The organism is Robertmurraya korlensis NBRC 107688, from assembly GCF_001591645.1.
In the GTDB taxonomy this organism is placed as follows: domain Bacteria; phylum Bacillota; class Bacilli; order Bacillales; family Cytobacillaceae; genus Robertmurraya_A.
The window spans coordinates 20,408-39,748 of the sequence record NZ_BCVH01000005.1 but is presented as its reverse complement, the minus strand read 5'-3'; the positions used below and the strand labels follow the sequence as shown (position 1 = coordinate 39,748).

General features: G+C 40.4%; 16 protein-coding genes. 3 read left to right on the top strand and 13 right to left on the bottom strand.

Features of this window, described 5'->3' with window-relative positions; all coding sequences use genetic code 11:
• Positions 1 to 7 precede the first annotated feature (7 nt).
• Positions 8 to 904, bottom strand: coding sequence for a 4-hydroxy-tetrahydrodipicolinate synthase (dapA, locus tag BKO01S_RS09215; protein WP_066052191.1), 897 nt, complete (start codon positions 902 to 904; stop codon positions 8 to 10).
• 506 nt (positions 905 to 1,410) lie between these two features.
• Here dapA and BKO01S_RS09210 point away from each other — a divergent pair.
• Entirely contained in the window at positions 1,411 to 2,454 is a 1,044-nt protein-coding gene (locus BKO01S_RS09210; RefSeq protein ID WP_066052188.1) for a CdaR family transcriptional regulator, read from the top strand.
• A 31-nt stretch (positions 2,455 to 2,485) separates the two neighbouring features.
• Here BKO01S_RS09210 and BKO01S_RS09205 read toward each other — a convergent pair whose 3' ends face one another.
• The 11 genes from BKO01S_RS09205 to BKO01S_RS09155 all read right to left on the bottom strand — a co-directional run bounded on the left by BKO01S_RS09205 (position 2,486) and on the right by BKO01S_RS09155 (position 13,899).
• Positions 2,486 to 3,049, bottom strand: coding sequence for an LOG family protein (locus BKO01S_RS09205; protein ID WP_066052752.1), 564 nt, complete (start codon positions 3,047 to 3,049; stop codon positions 2,486 to 2,488).
• Between the two features lie 103 nt (positions 3,050 to 3,152).
• A complete protein-coding gene (locus BKO01S_RS09200) occupies positions 3,153 to 3,749 on the bottom strand; it encodes a class I SAM-dependent methyltransferase (protein ID WP_066052187.1) in 597 nt (198 codons plus the stop codon).
• A 152-nt stretch (positions 3,750 to 3,901) separates the two neighbouring features.
• On the bottom strand, positions 3,902 to 4,084 hold the full coding sequence (locus tag BKO01S_RS09195) for a hypothetical protein (protein ID WP_066052184.1): 183 nt from the start codon (positions 4,082 to 4,084) through the stop codon (positions 3,902 to 3,904).
• Between the two features lie 65 nt (positions 4,085 to 4,149).
• The gene (locus BKO01S_RS09190; protein WP_066052180.1) at positions 4,150 to 4,485 is read right to left on the bottom strand and encodes a DUF1904 family protein; all 336 of its coding nucleotides are present in this window, start codon (positions 4,483 to 4,485) and stop codon (positions 4,150 to 4,152) included.
• A 20-nt stretch (positions 4,486 to 4,505) separates the two neighbouring features.
• Entirely contained in the window at positions 4,506 to 5,258 is a 753-nt protein-coding gene (locus tag BKO01S_RS09185; protein ID WP_066052177.1) for an NADPH-dependent oxidoreductase, read from the bottom strand.
• Between the two features lie 559 nt (positions 5,259 to 5,817).
• Positions 5,818 to 6,663 (bottom strand): PRD domain-containing protein, encoded by an 846-nt coding sequence (locus BKO01S_RS09180; RefSeq protein ID WP_066052176.1) that lies wholly within the window; start codon positions 6,661 to 6,663, stop codon positions 5,818 to 5,820.
• Positions 6,660 to 8,102: a PTS transporter subunit EIIC gene (locus BKO01S_RS09175; protein ID WP_066052172.1), complete on the bottom strand. Its 1,443-nt coding sequence runs from the start codon at positions 8,100 to 8,102 to the stop codon at positions 6,660 to 6,662. The genes BKO01S_RS09180 and BKO01S_RS09175 overlap by 4 nt, the downstream gene beginning before the upstream one ends.
• A 21-nt stretch (positions 8,103 to 8,123) precedes the next feature.
• Complete coding sequence (locus tag BKO01S_RS09170) at positions 8,124 to 9,470, bottom strand: glycoside hydrolase family 68 protein (protein ID WP_066052169.1); 1,347 nt, start codon at positions 9,468 to 9,470, stop codon at positions 8,124 to 8,126.
• Positions 9,471 to 9,613: 143 nt separating this feature from the next.
• Entirely contained in the window at positions 9,614 to 10,951 is a 1,338-nt protein-coding gene (locus BKO01S_RS09165; RefSeq protein WP_066052166.1) for a glycoside hydrolase family 68 protein, read from the bottom strand.
• Positions 10,952 to 10,978: 27 nt separating this feature from the next.
• Positions 10,979 to 12,286, bottom strand: coding sequence for a glycoside hydrolase family 68 protein (locus BKO01S_RS09160; RefSeq protein ID WP_066052162.1), 1,308 nt, complete (start codon positions 12,284 to 12,286; stop codon positions 10,979 to 10,981).
• A gap of 338 nt (positions 12,287 to 12,624) precedes the next feature.
• Positions 12,625 to 13,899, bottom strand: coding sequence for an MFS transporter (locus BKO01S_RS09155; RefSeq protein WP_066052160.1), 1,275 nt, complete (start codon positions 13,897 to 13,899; stop codon positions 12,625 to 12,627).
• 170 nt (positions 13,900 to 14,069) lie between these two features.
• Here BKO01S_RS09155 and BKO01S_RS09150 point away from each other — a divergent pair, with 170 nt between their 5' ends.
• The gene (locus BKO01S_RS09150; protein ID WP_066052157.1) at positions 14,070 to 15,272 is read left to right on the top strand and encodes a CynX/NimT family MFS transporter; all 1,203 of its coding nucleotides are present in this window, start codon (positions 14,070 to 14,072) and stop codon (positions 15,270 to 15,272) included.
• 86 nt (positions 15,273 to 15,358) lie between these two features.
• Here the strand turns inward: BKO01S_RS09150 and BKO01S_RS09145 are convergent, their stop codons facing one another.
• A complete protein-coding gene (locus tag BKO01S_RS09145) occupies positions 15,359 to 16,573 on the bottom strand; it encodes a YecA family protein (protein WP_066052154.1) in 1,215 nt (404 codons plus the stop codon).
• A gap of 427 nt (positions 16,574 to 17,000) precedes the next feature.
• On the opposite strand from BKO01S_RS09145, the gene katG reads away from it, so the two are divergent.
• Complete coding sequence (gene katG / locus BKO01S_RS09140; protein ID WP_066052151.1) at positions 17,001 to 19,184, top strand: catalase/peroxidase HPI; 2,184 nt, start codon at positions 17,001 to 17,003, stop codon at positions 19,182 to 19,184.
• Positions 19,185 to 19,341 lie beyond the last annotated feature (157 nt).

The window sequence follows — 19,341 nt, the reverse complement described above, 5'->3', positions numbered from 1 at the left end:
CGAAGGATTATATTGTTTGATAAATCTCCAGGTCTTTTAACACATTTTCTAATTGTTTTCTACTTTCTGGACTCATTTCAGATGATGGTTCAAACGCATACCCGACATCCACACCAACCATTCGTAACCCCTCCTTTAACACAACAGGGAAAGTGGCTTTGTCGACACATAATCTTAATGGAGCAAGTTTGAACTGTAACTCTAGTGATTTCTTATAGTCCCCAGCTACAAATGCATTGTAAATATCTGATACAAGTTTCGGTGCGATATTTCCTGTACTTGCAATGGCACCCGTTGTACCATGACATAACCCTGCGTAAATGAGAGTATCTCGACCAGCCATTACAGAGAAGGAATCTCGATCTGTTACTCGAAGGTATTCTGCCATTCTAGTCATGTCACCGCTACTATCCTTAATTCCGATAATGTTATCGACCTTACTTAACTCGGCACATGTGTTTACTTCAATCTTTACCTGCGTACGAGCTTCATTTCCATAAAGGATAATTGGTAGATTTGTAGATTTTGCAATTGCTTTAAAATGTTCAGTAAGTTCACTTTGAGTTGGAGTCATGAAGTATGGAGTGAGAACAGATAATGCTGAAACACCACCTACTTCTTGAACCATTTGAGCTGTTTCAATACAATCTCTAGTTGTGATTTCACTTGCTCCGCAATAGACAGGAACTCGACCATTAGTATGTTCAACCGTGATTTCAACAACACGGCGTTTTTGCTCATTGGTCAGTCCATAAATTTCCCCACTGCTTCCCAAGATGAAAAGCCCATGAACTCCTCCAGCTATTGTGTAATCGATTACATTACGCAACGCAGCTTCCATTAAATTTCCGTTCCGATCCAAAGGTGTAACTAATGCAGGAATTACTCCAGTAGGTTTAAACACGTTTGAACTCCTCCTCTATTTTCTGATTTTCATTTGGCAATTCTATGACTCTTGATTTATGACTAATTTGTGAATTCATTCACATACCTTGCTTTTAGGAAAGACTATTATTTTTTACTATTTCAAAGCTAGTAATCTAATAATAATCTTCGTAAAAACATATTTGAGTGTATAAAACGTACAAATTGAAGAACGATGTCTAGTAAACGGTTAAGGGCTAAGGGTCACCCTTCATCTTCAGATTAGTCTCTGTACCAAGAGTAGTCTTTTACCAATGGGTATATAAGTAACTTCGCGAAGTCAAGTGACTTCTTTTCAAACACTTTTAATACTTTTTCATCTTTTTCTATTGTTCTGTGGTAACCGTTTACAGTACCTATTGTATAATTGTCTTACAAATAAATCATCAGTCAATTTGCTAATGTTTTGACCTATTTTTTAGGCAAATGAACAAAAGAAAATCATCATACTCTAATTTAGTTGTTCATACATGGGAGGCCTAGCACATGCGGATTACACAATCACTCGCACAAGAGATTACAAAGAAGGTTATGGATGTCATTCCTTATAATGTAAATATTATGGATCACGAGGGACTGATCATTGGCAGCGGGGAGAAGCATCGTATTGGAACCTTTCATGAAGGAGCAATGGAAGCCATTCAATCTAGAAAAATGGTATCCATATGTGACTCAGGAGAGTGTATCAAGCCAGGAGTCAATATTCCATTTCAATTCAGAGACAATATTGTTGGAGTGATAGGAATAAGCGGGGATCCTCAATATGTTGCACCTTTTGCAGAACTTGTTAAAATTACCGCTGAGCTATTAATTCAACAGCAATTTATGTATAAGGAACGAAGAATCAAAGAGCAGATGAAGGAAGAATTCTTATATCAATGGGTCTACCGGGTTGACCATTACGATTCCTCCTTTATGGAAAAAAGTAAGACTCTTGATATCGACCTTACAGTAAAAAGATTTGCGATGATTGTAAAAGGAATAGACCAAAAGGAAAAAATCCAACTAAATGATCAGGAGTTTCTCTTCCGTCTAAGTACTGATACCCTTCTCTACATTGTCCCAGAAAAAAGTGAACTTCTAAGACGATTAGAGCCTTTAGTCAAACAAGCAAAAGGAAAGATCGGCGTCGGTACTTGCCATCAATTAATTGCTCAATCGATTGAAGAGGCCAAAAGAGCACTCGAGATCTCAGAAAAGCTCTCTTTAAACAGTGAGCTATCCTTTTATCATGATTTACAATTTATTGATTACTTAATTAATAGCGAAATAGATATAGAGGATACGGTCACGTGCTTCAAACAACTGGAGGGAAATCCAAAAGGAGTGGAATTGGTTGAGACGTTAATATGCTTTATTGACAATAACGGAGACATGAACACAACTTCCCATCAACTTCATATTCATCGGAATAGCCTAACCTACCGTTTACAGAAGATAGAATTTTTAACAAAGAAAAACCCGAAAAAATTTACTGATTTATTTCAACTTTATACTGGCTTTCTTAAATATAAAATAAAAACAAGGTAGCAGGACAGCTCCTCTACCTTGTATGATCCCTTTAATATGTTTTTACTGGTGGCGCCTCATACTTCCCGAATTGATCTAATAACCCTGCCGACTCTTCATTGATAAGTGCCATCGATCGATATTGATCCTGAAGGAACTTCTCTTTATTCATATGATTAAGTAGAGTGATAAGCGGATCATAATACCTGTTTATGTTTAATATACCAATTGGCTTTTTATGTAGCCCGATTTGTCCCCAGGTAAAGACTTCAAAGAACTCTTCCATCGTTCCAGCCCCTCCCGGTAACGTGATAAACCCGTCTGATAACTCGGCCATTTTTGCCTTTCTCTCATGCATGGTGTCCACCACAAAAAGTTCGGACAAACTTTTATGAGAAATCTCTCGTTGATCCAAAAAGCTTGGCATGACACCAACTGCTTTGCCACCTTCCTCTAGTACGGAATCAGCAACCGCCCCCATAAGGCCTACGCTCGATCCTCCATAAACCAGGGTAATGTTTCTTTTAGCCAATTCTTTTCCCAGTTCCTTTGCTTTTTCCATATAAATATCCGAGGCTCCGCTACTTGACCCGCAATACACAGCTAAAGATTTTATCATCTTGGTCCCTCCAATGCGTTTACTCATTATTGCCTAAAAATAGGTCCCTATGATACAACTTATTCTTCGTCCTCTTATTTTTTCCTTCTAGACGAAAAAATCACTTTATGCAAGTGCAGATGAACATTGAAGCGTCTTGATTCATGAACATTTGATTCCCGTGATAGAATGTCTTAATTTTTATTCTTTTAAATCCAACCTCGGATAATCTCTTCTCTAGTTCTTCATGGGAAAAACCGTTATGAACTTTTGGATGATTTATTTTATCATTTTTGTCGAAATCAATGATAATTAGCTTGCCGCCAATATGTAAAAGGTTGAATAATTCTTTGATTATTTTTTCAGTATCTGGAACATGAAGGAGGACTAATGATAGTAAAACGATGTCTGTCTTAAGTTCAGGGGTTTCTTGAGTAAAATCTGAATAAAGTACTTTTGCATTGGTCATTCCTTTTTGAGAAATTTTAGCTTTTGCAACCTCTAACATCTGCTTTGATGAATCTACTAACAAAATAGAACCTACTAAATCGGTTAATTCTAAACTTACTAGACCCGTTCCGCTCCCATAGTCCATGAATGATTTGGATTGACTGTTTTGTAGTTCTGGTCTTATTTCTTTTACGATCACTTTAGCTAATTCTATTCGTTCTTCTGTATCGTATCTTTTGGCCATCTGTTCGAAAACGTTATTTTCCATATTCTATTCCCCTAAGTTTTATTTACTCCTATTGTTTTTCTTTACTTATAATAACAGCACAATCTATTTCACCTAAAGAGGTACCCTGTACGGTAGCTCAGTTAAAAAAGGTACATCACTATTTTCTTTAGTGATGTACCTCTTAAATAAAATTAATGCATCCCTTTCCATTCGCCTTGGTTTTTGGATGCTTTTTCTTTTTTCGCTTTTTCTTTGTGTGCTCGGTTAGCAGCAGCACTTCCATGCTCTTTACCGAACTCTGAATCGGTTTTACTTGAGTCAAACCCTTGTTTATTCTTTTGCTGTGCATCAGTTTTTCCATTTCGTTTTGCCATATGTATCACCCCTTTGTTCTTATTATGAAAAAAGAAGGAGGATATATTTCATGACAAAATTTGTATTAATCTTCGGCAAAGCTCTTCCCATTTAAATAATAATCAGATTCTTTAAACGTAGTAAAAGCAACCTCTACCTCTGGAATCCCGAGGGAATGAACCTGTTTTGTAATGATATTTGCAAATTCATCCTGAACCTTCAGACCTCGATCAAACCATTTTACTTCAATAAATGGATATCCAGGAACCTCACTTCCATCAAAAACAAAGATGGAGTTTAGAACCTCCAGCGTGAAATTATCTGTTCCACAGGCACATAGAGCAGCCAATTCTTGAACCAGTGGTTTACTAATCGTTTTTACTTGGTCAACTGATATTCCTTTAATCAATAATTGTGGCACCTAAAATTCCTCCGAATCGATTACTTGTAATGAAACCCTTGTTTTTTCAAGATAGGACTGGAGTTTTTAGCATATTGCTCAAATCCCGTATCATAAAAACGAGCTACTTTACTAGACCAGTTACTTGAATCCTGGCCATTTGTTCGCTCAGCCATATAATTCGAAATGGTCTGATCATATTCGTCAATCGCTTCCCTTTGGATTTTAGCGTTGTACTCCTCCTGCTGATGGGTTGCCTTAAGAGGCAGTCTCGGTTTTTGATCAGGAATTGTTCCCGGATGCCCGATAACCAGACCTGAAACAGGGAATACATACTCTGGCAGATCCAGAAGATCCACAATGGTTTGGAGATTTCTCCTTACTCCTCCGATTGGAACCGTCCCAAGTCCCATCGATTCAGCAGCGATCACTGCACTTCCTAGAGCTATGCCAACATCTGTCGACCCAACGATTACTGCTTCAATATCATCCACTACTTGAAGTTGACTGCCATTTTTCTCCGCCGCTAGCTTCGCCCGATAAAAATCTAAACAAAATACGAGAAAAACAGGAGCCTCATCAATCCACCTTTGGTTTCCTGCTGCTTCTGCTAAAGCTGCTTTTTTCTTAGGATTTCTCACTTCTATAATGCTCACTTGCTGTCCATTAATCCAATTGGGAGCAGCCATTGCTGCCTCAATAATGGTTGCCACTTCTGACTCACTTACATCTTTTCCCTTATCAAATTCCCTTACAGAACGGTGATTTTTTAATAAATCAATGGTTTCATTCATGTAATCACTCCTTATGAATACCTTACAACACGTGTATCTAAATATTCAAACAGGAGTGTCTCAAGATTATCGTTGTAGGGAGGTTCTTTAGCTGGATGAACTTCATTTGCTCAGTGGTTTCTCTTTGTAATGATGTTCATTTGACTGATGAACTTCGTTAGCTCAGTGGTTTCTCTTTGTAATGATGTTCATTAGATAGATGAACTTCATTTGTTCAGTCTTTTCTCTTTGTAATGACGTTCATGAGCCAGATGAACTTCATTTGTTCAGTCTTTTCTCTTTGTAATGACGTTCATGAGCCAGATGAACTTCATTTCCTCGGTCTTTTCTCATTAAAATGACGTTCATGAGCCAGATGAACTTCGTTTCCTCAGTCTTTTCTCATTAAAATGACGTTCATGAGCCAGATGAACTTCGTTTCCTCAGTCTTTTCTCGTTGTAATGACGTTCATTAGCTAAAAGATCATAATAAAAAAGAGGCGCGCACCAAAAAGTTACACTTTTGGAACAGCCTCTAAGTTATACCCTGGTACATTTCATCTTATCTATAATACGATACCTATTTTTGTAATAGCGCCCGATTATAGAATCTTTGAATATGCATACTAATATACATTAATTCTGCTTCTGGATAGTCGATACGATATTTCACTTCTAGAAACTCTCCAACTTCTTGTGCACAGGAAAATGCTTCTTTAAAATTCTCCCTGATGACTTTTGCCATTTGTGGATCATATTCATGCTTAGATTCATTGGATAACAGGCTTTTAAGTGAAAAGCGTAAGTGGGTGATCAATCGTTCATAAGACATTGAATCTTCGACAATATTGACATGTAGACGGCTTTCTATGATACGGGTAATTTCTTGAATGGTTGTGGTGATATCAATCGTTTCTTGCATGTTACCGATATTCATTCTTGCCGTATGCATGTGCATGGCGATATTTCCTACTTCATCTTCTGGAATTTCTATCCCCAGTCTCTTTCTAATTAGTTCCCTTGCCCAAAGTCCTATTTCATACTCTTTCACATAAAGAATTTTTATCTGGTCAAGCAGCGAGTTTTTAATCGATATCCCATTGGTTAATCGTTCAATGGCAAATGATAAATGATCAGAAAAAGCAACATGTACATGCTCGTTGATCGTGACGCTGAATTCCTTTTCCGCATAGCTGATGATTTCCTCAGCCAACTGGATATGCTCTTCCGGGAGCAGCTGTAGTATTTCCTCAAATTTTTGGTGTTCGTTTGGGTCTTCCATGACAAAAACTTTATCAATTTTCGACTCGTTTACCCTATCATTCTTTCTCTTCTGAAACCCTATGCCCTCTCCCATGACAATCTTTTCGCCGTCTCTATCTTTCACGACTACCGCACTGTTATTCAAGACTTTTTTAATTTTCATCTTACATTCACCTTCCTGTTTTTCGTGCAATCGAGGTCATTTCTGTTATCTGCACTTTCCTTCACCCACAAAATCCAGGTTGCAATAAAAGCGGTAATGGCAGATATACCAAGGCCGATCAGATAATTGACTAAATTATAGCTTCCTAATGGCGCTACAATGGCAATCATGGGAATTCCAGTTAGTCCATATGAATTAGCGGTAACATGAGTAAATACAACATACGATCCCCCCATAGCACCTCCGATGGCAGCACTAATGAATGGTCTCATAAGCCTGATATTCACACCAAACATAACAGGTTCAATAATGCCTAAAAATGCTGAACAAGCAGAAGGAATCGCGATTTTTTTAATTCTCTTATTTTTCGTCCTGAAAAATACAGCAAGTCCTGCAGCTCCTTGAGCAATATTAGCCATTGACCAAATCGGCAACAGAAAATTGACACCAATGTCCGGATCGGCAAGCAGTTCCATCTCGACCGCATGCAACGTATGATGCAAACCCGTGACCACAATAAGTGAATAGAGACCGCCAAATAAAAATCCAGCAACGGTGCCTCCTGATTTATAGACGAGTTCCAGAGCCATAGTGATCCAATCTCCAATCAATAATGAGACGGGCCCGATGACTAACAGCGAGACACTCCCAATACAGATCATTACTAGAAACGGGATAAAAAACATATCCAACGAACTAGGCACCATTTTTCTCAGACCCTGTTCCATCTTACTCATGAAGAATACGGAAATCAGGATTGGGATCACTGTTCCCTGATAGCCTATAAGCGGGATATCAAGTCCGAAAACCTCCATATATTGTGGCATTTTGTAGCCAAGCATGGAAGGATTCAGCAGCGTGGGATGTGTCAAGATTCCTCCGATTACGGCCCCTAATATTTGGCTGCCCCCAAACTCCCTGGCGGCACTGAATCCTATTAAAATTGGCAAGATGATGAAGGCTGCACTCGAAAAGATATCCAGCATAATCATAATCGGGCTTTCTGGGCGCACCCACTGAAACACCTTGATCATGCCTATGAGTCCCATTAACAGGCCGCTTGCAACGATGGCTGGGATAATCGGGACAAAGATATTGGACAAAGTCTTTGCTAGTTGCACCAGTGGGTTCATTCTTCTATTTTTACTATCCTTTATGCCAGGTTCAAACGCAGGAGTGAGTTCCATGATAGACCTGTAGACATGATTAATCGCTACGGACCCGATGATGATTTGGAAGAGTCCTAGCCGAGAAAAGGTGCCGTGTACATAAGGCAATCCCTCTAATTCTGTTTTTTTCACCCGGCCTTCATCGACAAGTTCGAATCGTAATCGAGTCGTACAATGAGTCACCTTTGCGATATTTTCTTTTCCACCTAGTAATAAGACCAGCTCGCGCGCAATCTCTATAGGCTGTTTCTGTCTATCTTTCATGTCCATCTTTCCTCACCCTACGACCTTTTATTTAAATACGCCCTGCTTCTTCTCATGAACGATCTTTGTCCGATCACGTGTAATGGCTAACTTAATGGATGGTGCAAGCATTCCGCCGAAGTGCTCCATTTGATATTCGGGGGCTTGCTCACCAATTTCATGAATATCCAGTCCATCCACATCCGTATAATTTACAAAACTAGCCACCGTTCCATTCGGCATGACCATCCAGGAATAAGCTTGATAGGGCTGATTACTTGGATTAGCAATAACCAGTCCGCTTTCATTTAGCGGCTCATAAGCTCCACGAAGTGAACTGGAAACAAATCCATATAATCCTTCTGGAGCGTTTAGACCCGGTGCAAATTTTTCGCTGTGTGTCTTGGCAAATAGATAGTAGTCACTGCCCTTTACAATGATGCTTGGACGTTCAAGCTCTTCATTTACATAGTTAGCCTCGAGCAATGGAGGCAACAATTCAAAATTAGTAACATCTCCATCCACTGCTTTGGCGATACCAATGCTGCCATTGAAGGCTTTGGAGTCTTCGGAGATTTCTTGGTGGTTGCGGAAATCCGCCGACCCAATATATTCATCCTTTAAAAAACGGTCCTCTAATCTGCCCGCTGAGTTCGCTTCAAATAATAGATATTCTTCACCAGTCTTTGGATCCTGGAAAAAATACGGATCACGGAATGCGTAAGATCCTTCTCCTAGACCCGTCTGCTCCATTGTCTGATAAAATTCTCCCTCAGGCTCAAGGATGACTTCATGCGCAGACCAGCCTTGAAAAGCAACCCCATCTCCCTTTGTACTGATTTCTGCTGAGGCAGTAGCGATTCGCTGTTCATAGCTTAATTGCTTTTCACCTTTTCTGCCTGTGGCTGTATAGAACATATGTAGTCTGCCATCCTTATCGACAATCGAAGAACCTGCCCATTGTCTAGAACCCAATGCGTCGCTATCCTTAAACACCTGACCTCCTGGCTCCCAGCTCTTTCCGTCCTTTGAATAAAAGTAGACAATTTCAGCTGTATCATGTCGTTTGCCTGGAAGTACATCATTAGGAACGGATAAAGCAAAAATAATTTTATATCCATTCACCACAGCAGGGTGTCCATTCTTATCCTGAAGGGGCCACGTATCCCAAATATATGAATTTGATGTGATTTCCTCTAGCTCTTCTTTATTAATTTCTGCCGCTGTATTCGTGTCATTGATTACTAATTTACTTACACTTTCACGTGTCCAGTCAAATGTTTCCATTTTCTCACTAGCAGAAACACTTGTGCTAATCATAGGTGTAAGTAGAGAGGAAAGTCCAATGAAAGCAGCAATAAAAATTTTGCCAGTATTCTCTTTTTTTCTTTTCATTTATATAGTCCCCCATAGTCGAGTCCTGATTTTTGTAACATTTTTTATAACGCGAGAACGAACTTGCTTCTGCACAAGTTCGTTTCTCTCCCCCATATAGACAGATAGTCAGCCGATCCTGAGGAATCAGCTGACCAAAAGCATTATTGTTTGATCCAACCTTGGTTGAATTCTTTCTCGATCTTTGTTGTCGATCCATTGATTGATAGTTTCACAGTTGGAGATATTGTACCGCCAAAATGGCTGAATTGGAATTCCGGATCCTGGTTTCCAACATCGCCAATTGACATGTTACCTAAATCACCAAAGTGGGCGAATCCTACCACATTCAAATTCGGAAGGACAAGCCATGAATAGGCCTGGTAAGGATTTTCTGGAGGATTGGCCATGACCAGCCCACTTCCATTAAGCGGCTCATATCCGCCAGTCAATGTATCAGACACAAACCCATACAGTCCTTCTGGTCCTTGTAGTCCTTCAGCATATTTATTGATATGGCTGTCTGTGAATAGGTAATATTTTTTATCCTTCACAAGGATATGTGGACGTTCCAGCTCTTCATTTACATAATTAGCTTCCAAAAGCGGCGGAAGCATCTTCAGGTTTGAAGGATCTCCATTCACAACCTCTGCAATTCCAATATTGGCATTTGCGTGAACTGCACCTGCTGGTACTGGATTTTTATCCGTGTATTCGGTGCTTCCAGCATACTCCTGCTTGAATGTACGCTCCCCTACTGCACCGCCAGAATTCCCTTCAAACAGAATGTATTCCTTTTCTGTTTTTGGATCCTTGAACCACATCGGATCACGGAAAGCATAGCCGCCTCCTTCTCCTTGCTGTGCCTGTTCCTTCGTTTGGTAGTGTACGCCATCTGGCTCCATGATGATCTTATGATCTCCCCAGCTTTCAAAACGGACACCCTCGCTGTCAGCTACGATATCGGCTGTTGCCATTGCCAATCGCTGTTCAAACGTAAGCGGAGCTTCTCCTCTATGGCCTGTTGCTGTATAGAAGGCATGAATTTTGCCATCATCCATCATGGCAGATCCTGCCCATTCGCGTGAACCCAGTGACTCTCCTTCTGGGAAGAGAGTCCCGCCAAGCGTCCAATCCTTTCCGTTCTTTGAGTAAAAATAACGAATGGTTGCAATATCATGGACTTTACCTGGTAGCACGTTGTCTGGAGCTGATAGAGCAAACAATACCTTCCAGCCTTTAATGGAAGCAATATTCCCATCACGGTCGGTTAAAGGCCATGAATCCCAAACATGGTAACCAGGTGCAAATTTCTCCAACTTCGAGATATCCGTATATGGCAAGGTATTATCTTGATTCAATTCTATTTTTGAAGCTTGTTCCCTTGTCCAATTGGTTGTCGTTACGGTTTCATCCGCCTTTGTTGATAAGCCGTTAAAACCAGATATAATCACACTTGCTGCCAATACTACTGCTGATAGTGCTTTTTTGTTATTTAGCATTTCAATCCCCTCTCAGTTTTGAATAAATTAGCGATTCGCACCGAATGGCTTAATTTCGCCTGTCTTTCCTTCTTTCATAATTTTTGAACCTTCTCCATCAAGCTTTAATTTCAAGGTAGAAGAGAATGTACCGCCAAATTTCACATGTCCATTCTCATCAAGAGGTTCATTGATGAAGCTAATGACCTGTTGGTTTGGAAGGACCATCCATGAATAAGCCTGGTAAGGATTCTCTGATGGGTTTGCTATCACAAGACCACTTTCATTCATTGGCTTTTTCTCGCCGAACAACCCGTTACTGACAAATCCGTATACACCGTCAGGTCCAGTTAAACCAGGAGCGTATGTAAATGTATGGCTAATGGTGAATAGATAATATTCATCGCCATTGATTACCATGTGCGGACGTTCTAACTGATGATTCGTACCAACTGATTCAAGCAATGGAGGAAGAAGCTTCAATTCACTTACATCTTCATCAAGCACTTCAGCAATACCAATATTTCCGTTGAATTTTTCTGCGCCTTCAGGAACAGAATGCGTGCTGCGGTAATCTTCATCACCAATATTCTCCGGCTTGATATAATCTCTGTCGCTTCCAGCCTGCCCTTCAAAAAGGATGTATTCTTTTCCTGTATTCGGATCCTGGATGAAGAACGGATCACGGAATGCTGTAATAATTGGGCTATCTGCCTGTTCAATCGTTTCATAATGCTTGCCGTCTGCTTCAAGGATGATTTCATGCTCTCCTTCATTTGTCAGCTTGACGCCATCTTTACCTGTCTCAATACCAAATGTGGTTTTAGCAAGACGCTGGACGGCTCTCTTATCCCATCCGTTGTAATCCCAGTTCTCACGGTCCCCAGTTGCTGTATAAAACAAATGCACCTTTCCATCTTCATCAAGCATTGCTGTACCAGCCCATTGCATATATCCCTTAGCATTTTCATACTCATAAGGAATTCCTGCATAGGTCCAATCCTTGCCGTTCTTAGAATAAAACATTCCAATTCTTGCTTCCGTATGTCGCTCGCCCCACCCTAGGCTACGTGGTGCCACCAAAGCAAAAGCAACTCGATAGCCGTTCACGATTGCTAGAGAACCATCTCTTTCCTGTAACGGCCATGTGTCCCATACCCATTGGTCAGGTGCGACAAGATCAAACTCCAAATCCACCTCTGGTGCCGTTGTTTCTTCTGTCAGCTTTACTTTTTCCGCTTGCTGGCGTGACCAGACAGACGTTTGATACTCCGCGGCCATGGCTGGTGTAACAATGCTGCTTGCAGCAATCACTGTTGCCAAAGCAAGGCCTTTCCATTTGCTAGTTTTCTTCATCCCTATTAACCTCCATTTTTTACAGCAGGATTACAGCTTAAAGACTTGTCATTTATAATTTTTGACAACAAAAAAAGACCTAAAATGTGCATGGACGAATCTACCAAAAAGGTACAATTTGCCCTTACACAATTTAGGTCTTGCCTGCTTAACCAGTCACAATCCTGCATAATTCTGTTTACAGTGAACATTCTATTCTGTTCAAATAGCGAAATCAATAGGATAATATTCCTTTCATCCAATTGTTTACAGTTAAAATGACATCGGTCTATTCTCACAAGAGCATGAATCTACAAGATATGGAAACGCATTCGAAATAGTAAAAAAAATTTGAACAATCAAGAAGTTTGGTTACTAGTTATATATCCATTCTCTTGACGTTTTTCCTTAAACATACTCACTCCCATCAAGCCAACCAGAGAGAAGATAACAGGAGTAATGAATCCATAATAGTACCCATCACTATTACCTAAACCAGAGTGGAAATAATCCAAAACGACTCCAAAAATACTTGGAAGCAAGACGGCACTTAGGAACCCCCCGGTATTCGCAATTCCAGAAACAAGGCCTGATTCAATCATCGGAAACGTTTGACGGACGAGTGCAAAGGTTAAGGCACTTGCCCCAAATCCAAAGCCAATGATAAAGAAGAGCAGTAAAAGCATGAAAAGGGGTGGATGGCCATGAAAGAAGAGAAAAGAAGACCAACTCATTAAAATGGTGATATGAACCATTACATAAGGTAGTTTAATCGTTCCTAACCGACTTGAAATCCAGCTTGCTAACGGCGCTCCGATTAATGCCCCGATCAAACCAATCATGATAAACTGACTCGCCTCTGATCTTGTCATACCATACACATCCATCCCATACGGGACAGCCCAAGAACCGATAAATCCTACATACGCACCGACCACTCCAAAATGACAACAGAATAAAGCCCATACCTGTCGATTAGAAAAGATTCTTTTGAGTAAAACCATTGTTTTTTCTCGTGGTATCTTGTTTTTTACAGATGCCGTTTCTGTCAGAGAAAGTTGTTTTGGTTTTTTTAAAAGGACAATATAAAGAAGAATCCCACACAAACATAATAGCAATCCCTCTGAAAAAAACGCTGCCCTCCACCCAAGTAAGCTAATCCATGCAGAAAATGGGACAGTCGCCAAAAGGAACCCAAGGCTTCCTGTCATACCCGCTAGACCAATTAATCGGACAAATTCCTTTCCATTAAACCATTGACCCAGTATTAACACCATATTGACCCAAATCGTCGCATCCCCGGTCCCGGTCAATATTCTCGCAAAAAACAGGACAATCTCGTGAGTACCAAGACTATAAATGATCGTTCCTACACCGGTAAGGATCGCACCGACAATGAGGAAAAAATTAGGACCATACCGATCAGCCAATAATCCCATCGGTATTTGCAAACCCGTGTAGACAAAAAATTGTATACTCGTCAGTAATCCTATCGTTGAGGCTGTTACCTGAAAATCCCTCATCACTTGATCTGTAATTAGTCCCGGTGCCGTTCGTTGGCTCGCCATCAATAAATAAGTAAATAGTACAGAAGCAAATACAACCCATCTAAATTTGCTAGTTTGTTTATCCAATTTTTTTCTCCTGTTGGCTTTTTACTCATATATATATGGGAATACCTCCATAGTTATTTATAGGGGATGAAATAAGGACCAGCACCTCTCGAAACTGGGACTTGTTTTATTAACCCTCTACTTTATGTATGGTATACTGTAGAAAGTTTGTCTTAACGGGGGATCACTTTATGGAATTACTAAAAACCAAGGCATTTACACACTCAAATTATATATATTTATTGATTGCTGGTATTGTTCTTATTGCCTTTAACCTACGCCCAGCTATTACATCTCTAGGTCCTTTGGTCGGGATGATTCAAGAGGATGTTGGACTGGCACACTGGAGTGCAGGACTTTTAATGAGTCTGCCCTTACTCGTGTTTGCTGTCATGTCCCCTCTCGTTCCTAAGATAGCGGCTCGGCTGACAAATGAGCGGACCTTATTGATTGGGTTAACCACTCTTTTGATTGGCATTGCCATTCGCTCGGTTCCCACGCCATTTTTACTTTTTACAGGGACCCTTTTGGTCGGTTTTGGCATCGCGATAGGAAATGTCCTTTTGCCCGCGGTCGTAAAGGAACGTTTTCCCAAGAAGTTCGGGCTGATGACCAGTGTTTACTCTACATCCATGGGGTTGGTCGCCTCTTTAGCATCAGGAATTAGCGTGCCATTAGCCGTTGATTGGGATCTTGGTTGGCAGGGAGCGCAAATCGTCTGGGGGATCCCAGTGATAATTGCTCTTATCTTGTGGGGATTCCTTTTTAAGTATAGGGAAAAAGAGAAATATGGAAGCCAACTGATGCAAAGAACGTCTTCCAAGCTGATATGGCGTTCCTCACTAGCCTGGCAAATTGCGATATTCATGGGTTTTCAGTCGTTCTCTTTTTATGTCACGATTTCGTGGTTAACGGAAATCTTACATAGTCATGGGATAAACTTGGAAACGGCGGGCTGGCTTTTATCCTTTACACAGCTAGTAGGATTGCCCGCTAGCTTTGTTATCCCGGTCCTTGCGGGTCGATTCCGGTCACAAGTGTGGCTTTCCTTTATCCTTGGGATGTTTGCTGTTCTAGGGTATAGTGGATTATTGTTCAGCTCAAGCTTTCCCGTTCTAATCGTAAGTATCATCTTTATTGGGATTGCATTAGGTGGTAGCTTTCCGTTAGCTCTTACTTATATTGGCCTCCGTACTCAAACCGGCCAGCAGACGGCAGCTTTATCGGGGATGGCACAATCAACAGGATATGTTCTTGCAGCAGTGGGTCCATTGTTTATCGGATATCTCTTTGACTTAACACATTCTTGGACCGTCCCTTTACTGATACTGATTGTTGTCTCGGTCATTTTAACGGTATTTGGAATGTTTTCTGGGCGAGATCGGTATGTATGATTGTTATCTAATGAAAAAAAAATGCGTCTCCAATTGGAGATGCATTTTTTTTCACTTAGTGAACCTACCTAAACTTATCTATATACTCAAGCTTTCCCGCAACACTTCTTATACTTTTTCCCACTTCCGCATGGACAAGGATCATTACGACCGATTGCCTTTCGACTCTTAAAGTCAATTATATTGGATAATGGTTGAGACTGACTGCCTAGAACCGTAGAGGTTGCAGTCGTTCCTTGAGAAATCTCCCTTGGCGTGTAACCTTTTAATATCCACCGTCTAGAGTGATTAAATAATTCTGTCAGATAATAGGCGAGATCCTGGAAAAACTCCATATCCGGAAATTCCAATCGTAGTTGAAAATACTCTACAGCTTGGTTCAAACTACCATTATTAAATATCATGATATTTAACTGTTCTGCAAGATCATCTCTTTCCTCAGCAGTCAAATCATAATATTGCTGTAAAAATTGAATCAAGCGTTGCATTTCTCGTGTTTTTTCAATGTATTCTGGTTTACCAGCTTTTAAGAGTTGCTGTTTTGTAAAAGGAAAGTAATCGATACTTGGTCGTTTTTCAATTTCAGCAAAAATCTCCTTCTGGTCGATCACTCTTTTATCCACTAGACCATACCCTGAATAAGCGATTTGTTTATAGTAGTCACTTGCACTAGAAAATACATATAAAAACTCTAAGAAATCTATTTCTCGGTTCATTAAGTCGCTAACCCTATCAACTAGAAGAGAAGTATTCATAACCCCATAGTAATAGAGGCAGCCCTGTGTGAGCTGAATCCACTCTGTATTTCTGTCAATGACCTTTTGTAATTCCTGACCCTCTAAAGCATGGAATTGTTCTATAATTTCAATAGGGACTGTTAAGCCTTTTCCCCCTTCTAAATGAATGGGAAAGATTACTCCCCAAGCCATCAAAGCCTCCACTTTTTTCACAGACACATTCCTTGGCAATGGGAGCTTCCCTGAATGTTTCACTATATTTTTAAAAAGTACATACCTTTCCTTATCGAATCTTGAAAGAATCCGGAATAACTGATTTGGAATGGCTCTAACCAGTTCCTTTATTAAATCACCTTTATTCAAACCACTGATTCCTTTTAAATCTAGATTCTTACGTATTTTATCCAAATCTGTTTTTGAATGAGAGTGAAGCACACTTTCCAAATGATGTGGCTCAACAATACTCTTCCACAGCTTCTGTTCCCTTTTTTCTTGTAACTCGTGCTCATAACTCAATCCTCGAGCTTTTCCTGTTTTAAACTTATTCAACGTTCTAGAATCCACTACCGCACCTCTTATCTCTTCTTACAAATATTCTTATATTAACAAATAAAAGAGCTCAAGTGAACTTGTTAATTGTTAAACATAATAGGAAACTCGACGGTAACACTTAACTCTAGCATTTAACTTTCTAGTAATTTCCTCTTATTATTTGTAAACACCATTCTCATCTAAGTATCCTTTTACACTTTTATTCTCAATTATTCATTCTAATTTCCTTTAAGATTAGACTTCTTTTATATGAATTTAAACATATATATTAACTAGATAATCTCTATTAGTACGTTATAAATTCAAAAATAATCTGTTTTTAACAAGTTATTTCTTTCAATTTAATCAATATTATATTATAGTTATTATAAAGTAATAATTATATTTTTATAGATGTAATTATTCTAATACTTACATTACAAAAGGAGAGATTGAGATAATGGAAGGTTTTAGCACTACAAGCGGCGGCAAATGCCCGTTTAACCATGGTAGCACGACTACTCCTAAATCAAGTGGTACAACAAATCGAGACTGGTGGCCAAACCAGTTGAACTTAAATATTCTTCATCAACATGACAAAAAATCTAACCCTATGGGCGAAGACTTTAATTACGCAGAGGAATTCAAAAAGTTAGATTACGATGCTCTTAAACAGGATCTTCACAATCTAATGACAGATAGCCAAGATTGGTGGCCTGCTGACTATGGTCATTATGGTCCAATGTTTATTCGTATGTCTTGGCACGCAGCGGGTACATACCGTACTGGTGATGGCCGTGGTGGCGGAGGAACTGGCAATCAGCGTTTTGCTCCTCTTAACAGCTGGGCTGACAACGCGAACATTGATAAAGCGCGACGCCTATTATGGCCGATTAAGCAAAAGTATGGTAACAAGATTTCTTGGGCTGACTTATTGCTTTTAACAGGAAACGTTGCACTTGAATCAATGGGCTTAAAACCGTTTGGGTTCGGAGCCGGTCGTGCAGACATCTGGCATCCGGAAGAAGACATCTACTGGGGTTCTGAAACGGAAATGCTAGCAGATAACCGTTACACAGGAGATCGTGAGCTTGAGAATCCTCTTGCTGCCGTTCAGATGGGACTTATCTATGTAAACCCAGAAGGTCCAAATGGCAAGCCAGATCCAATTGCAAGTGCTCGCGATATTCGTGAAACGTTTGGACGTATGGGAATGAACGATGAAGAAACTGTTGCACTAATTGCAGGTGGACACACGTTTGGCAAGGCACACGGTGCAGGAGATGCTACTCAAGTTGGTCCAGATCCAGAGGCTTCTCCTATTGAAGCACAAGGCTTAGGTTGGCTTAGTACACATGGTTCTGGCAAGGGTGGAGACACCATCACTAGTGGTTTAGAAGGTGCATGGACAGCTAATCCAATACAGTGGGATAATGGGTACTTTGATTTATTATTTGGATATGAATGGTGGTTAACTAAGAGTCCTGCAGGGGCATATCAATGGATGGCCGTAGACCCGGCAGAAAAAGACCTTGCACCAGATGCAGCAAATCCAGAAGCTAAAGTTCCGACAGTGATGTTTACCACTGATTTAGCCTTACGCCATGACCCAATATACGAAAAGATTTCACGTCGTTTCCACGCAAACCCTGATGAGTTTGCTGATGCATTTGCTCGCGCATGGTTCAAACTTTTACACCGTGACATGGGTCCTAAATCAAGATACCTTGGTCCAGAAGTTCCAGAAGAAGATCTTATCTGGCAAGACCCAGTACCAGCGGTTGATTATGAATTAACGGAAGAAGAGGTAGCAAAAATCAAGGTATTAATCCTTGACTCTGGACTTACAATTAGTGAGCTTGTAACAACAGCTTGGGCTTCAGCAAGTACCTTCCGTGGCTCAGATAATCGTGGTGGTGCAAATGGTTCTCGTATTCGTCTTGCTCCACAAAAAGAGTGGGAAGTGAATCAACCAGAACAATTAACAAAGGTTCTTTCTGTACTAGAAGACATCCAAAGTCACCTTGACAAGAAGGTTAGCCTAGCAGACTTGATTGTACTTGGTGGATCTGCGGCAGTAGAAAAAGCTGCAAAAGAAGCAGGATTTGATGTAACAGTTCCATTTGCTCCTGGACGTGGGGATGCAACACAAGAGCAAACGGATACCGAAAGTTTTGACGTGCTAGAGCCCGTTGCTGATGGTTTCCGTAACTACCAGAAGAAGGAGTACGCCGTCTCTTCAGAAGAACTTCTTGTAGACAAGGCACAGCTTCTAGGCCTTACAGCACCAGAAATGACTGTTCTTATCGGTGGTATGAGAGTTCTTGGTACGAACTACGGTGGGACGAATCACGGTGTATTCACCGATCGCGTAGGAACACTTACGAACGACTTCTTCGTGAACCTTCTTGACATGGGGGTAGAATGGAAGCCTGTAGACGGTAATGTGTATGAAGGGCGTGACCGCAAGACTGGTGAAGTCGTTCGTACAGCAACTAGAGTGGACCTAGTATTTGGTTCAAACTCCATTCTTCGTGCAATTGGAGAAGTGTACGCTCAAGAAGACAATAAAGAAAAGTTTGTTAAAGACTTTATCGCCGCTTGGGTGAAAGTAATGAACGCTGATCGTTTTGATTTAAAGTAAAAGCTTGCTAAAAAATAGAAGCACGTGAAACTCCTTTGTATGGAGATTCGCGTGCTTTTTTACTAATTCCTTTGTGGTTGCTAATTAAGCTTTATGTAAGACCCCATCATCTTCATGAGGGGAACGCAATGGAGTGCATTTACCAAAAAGATAAAAT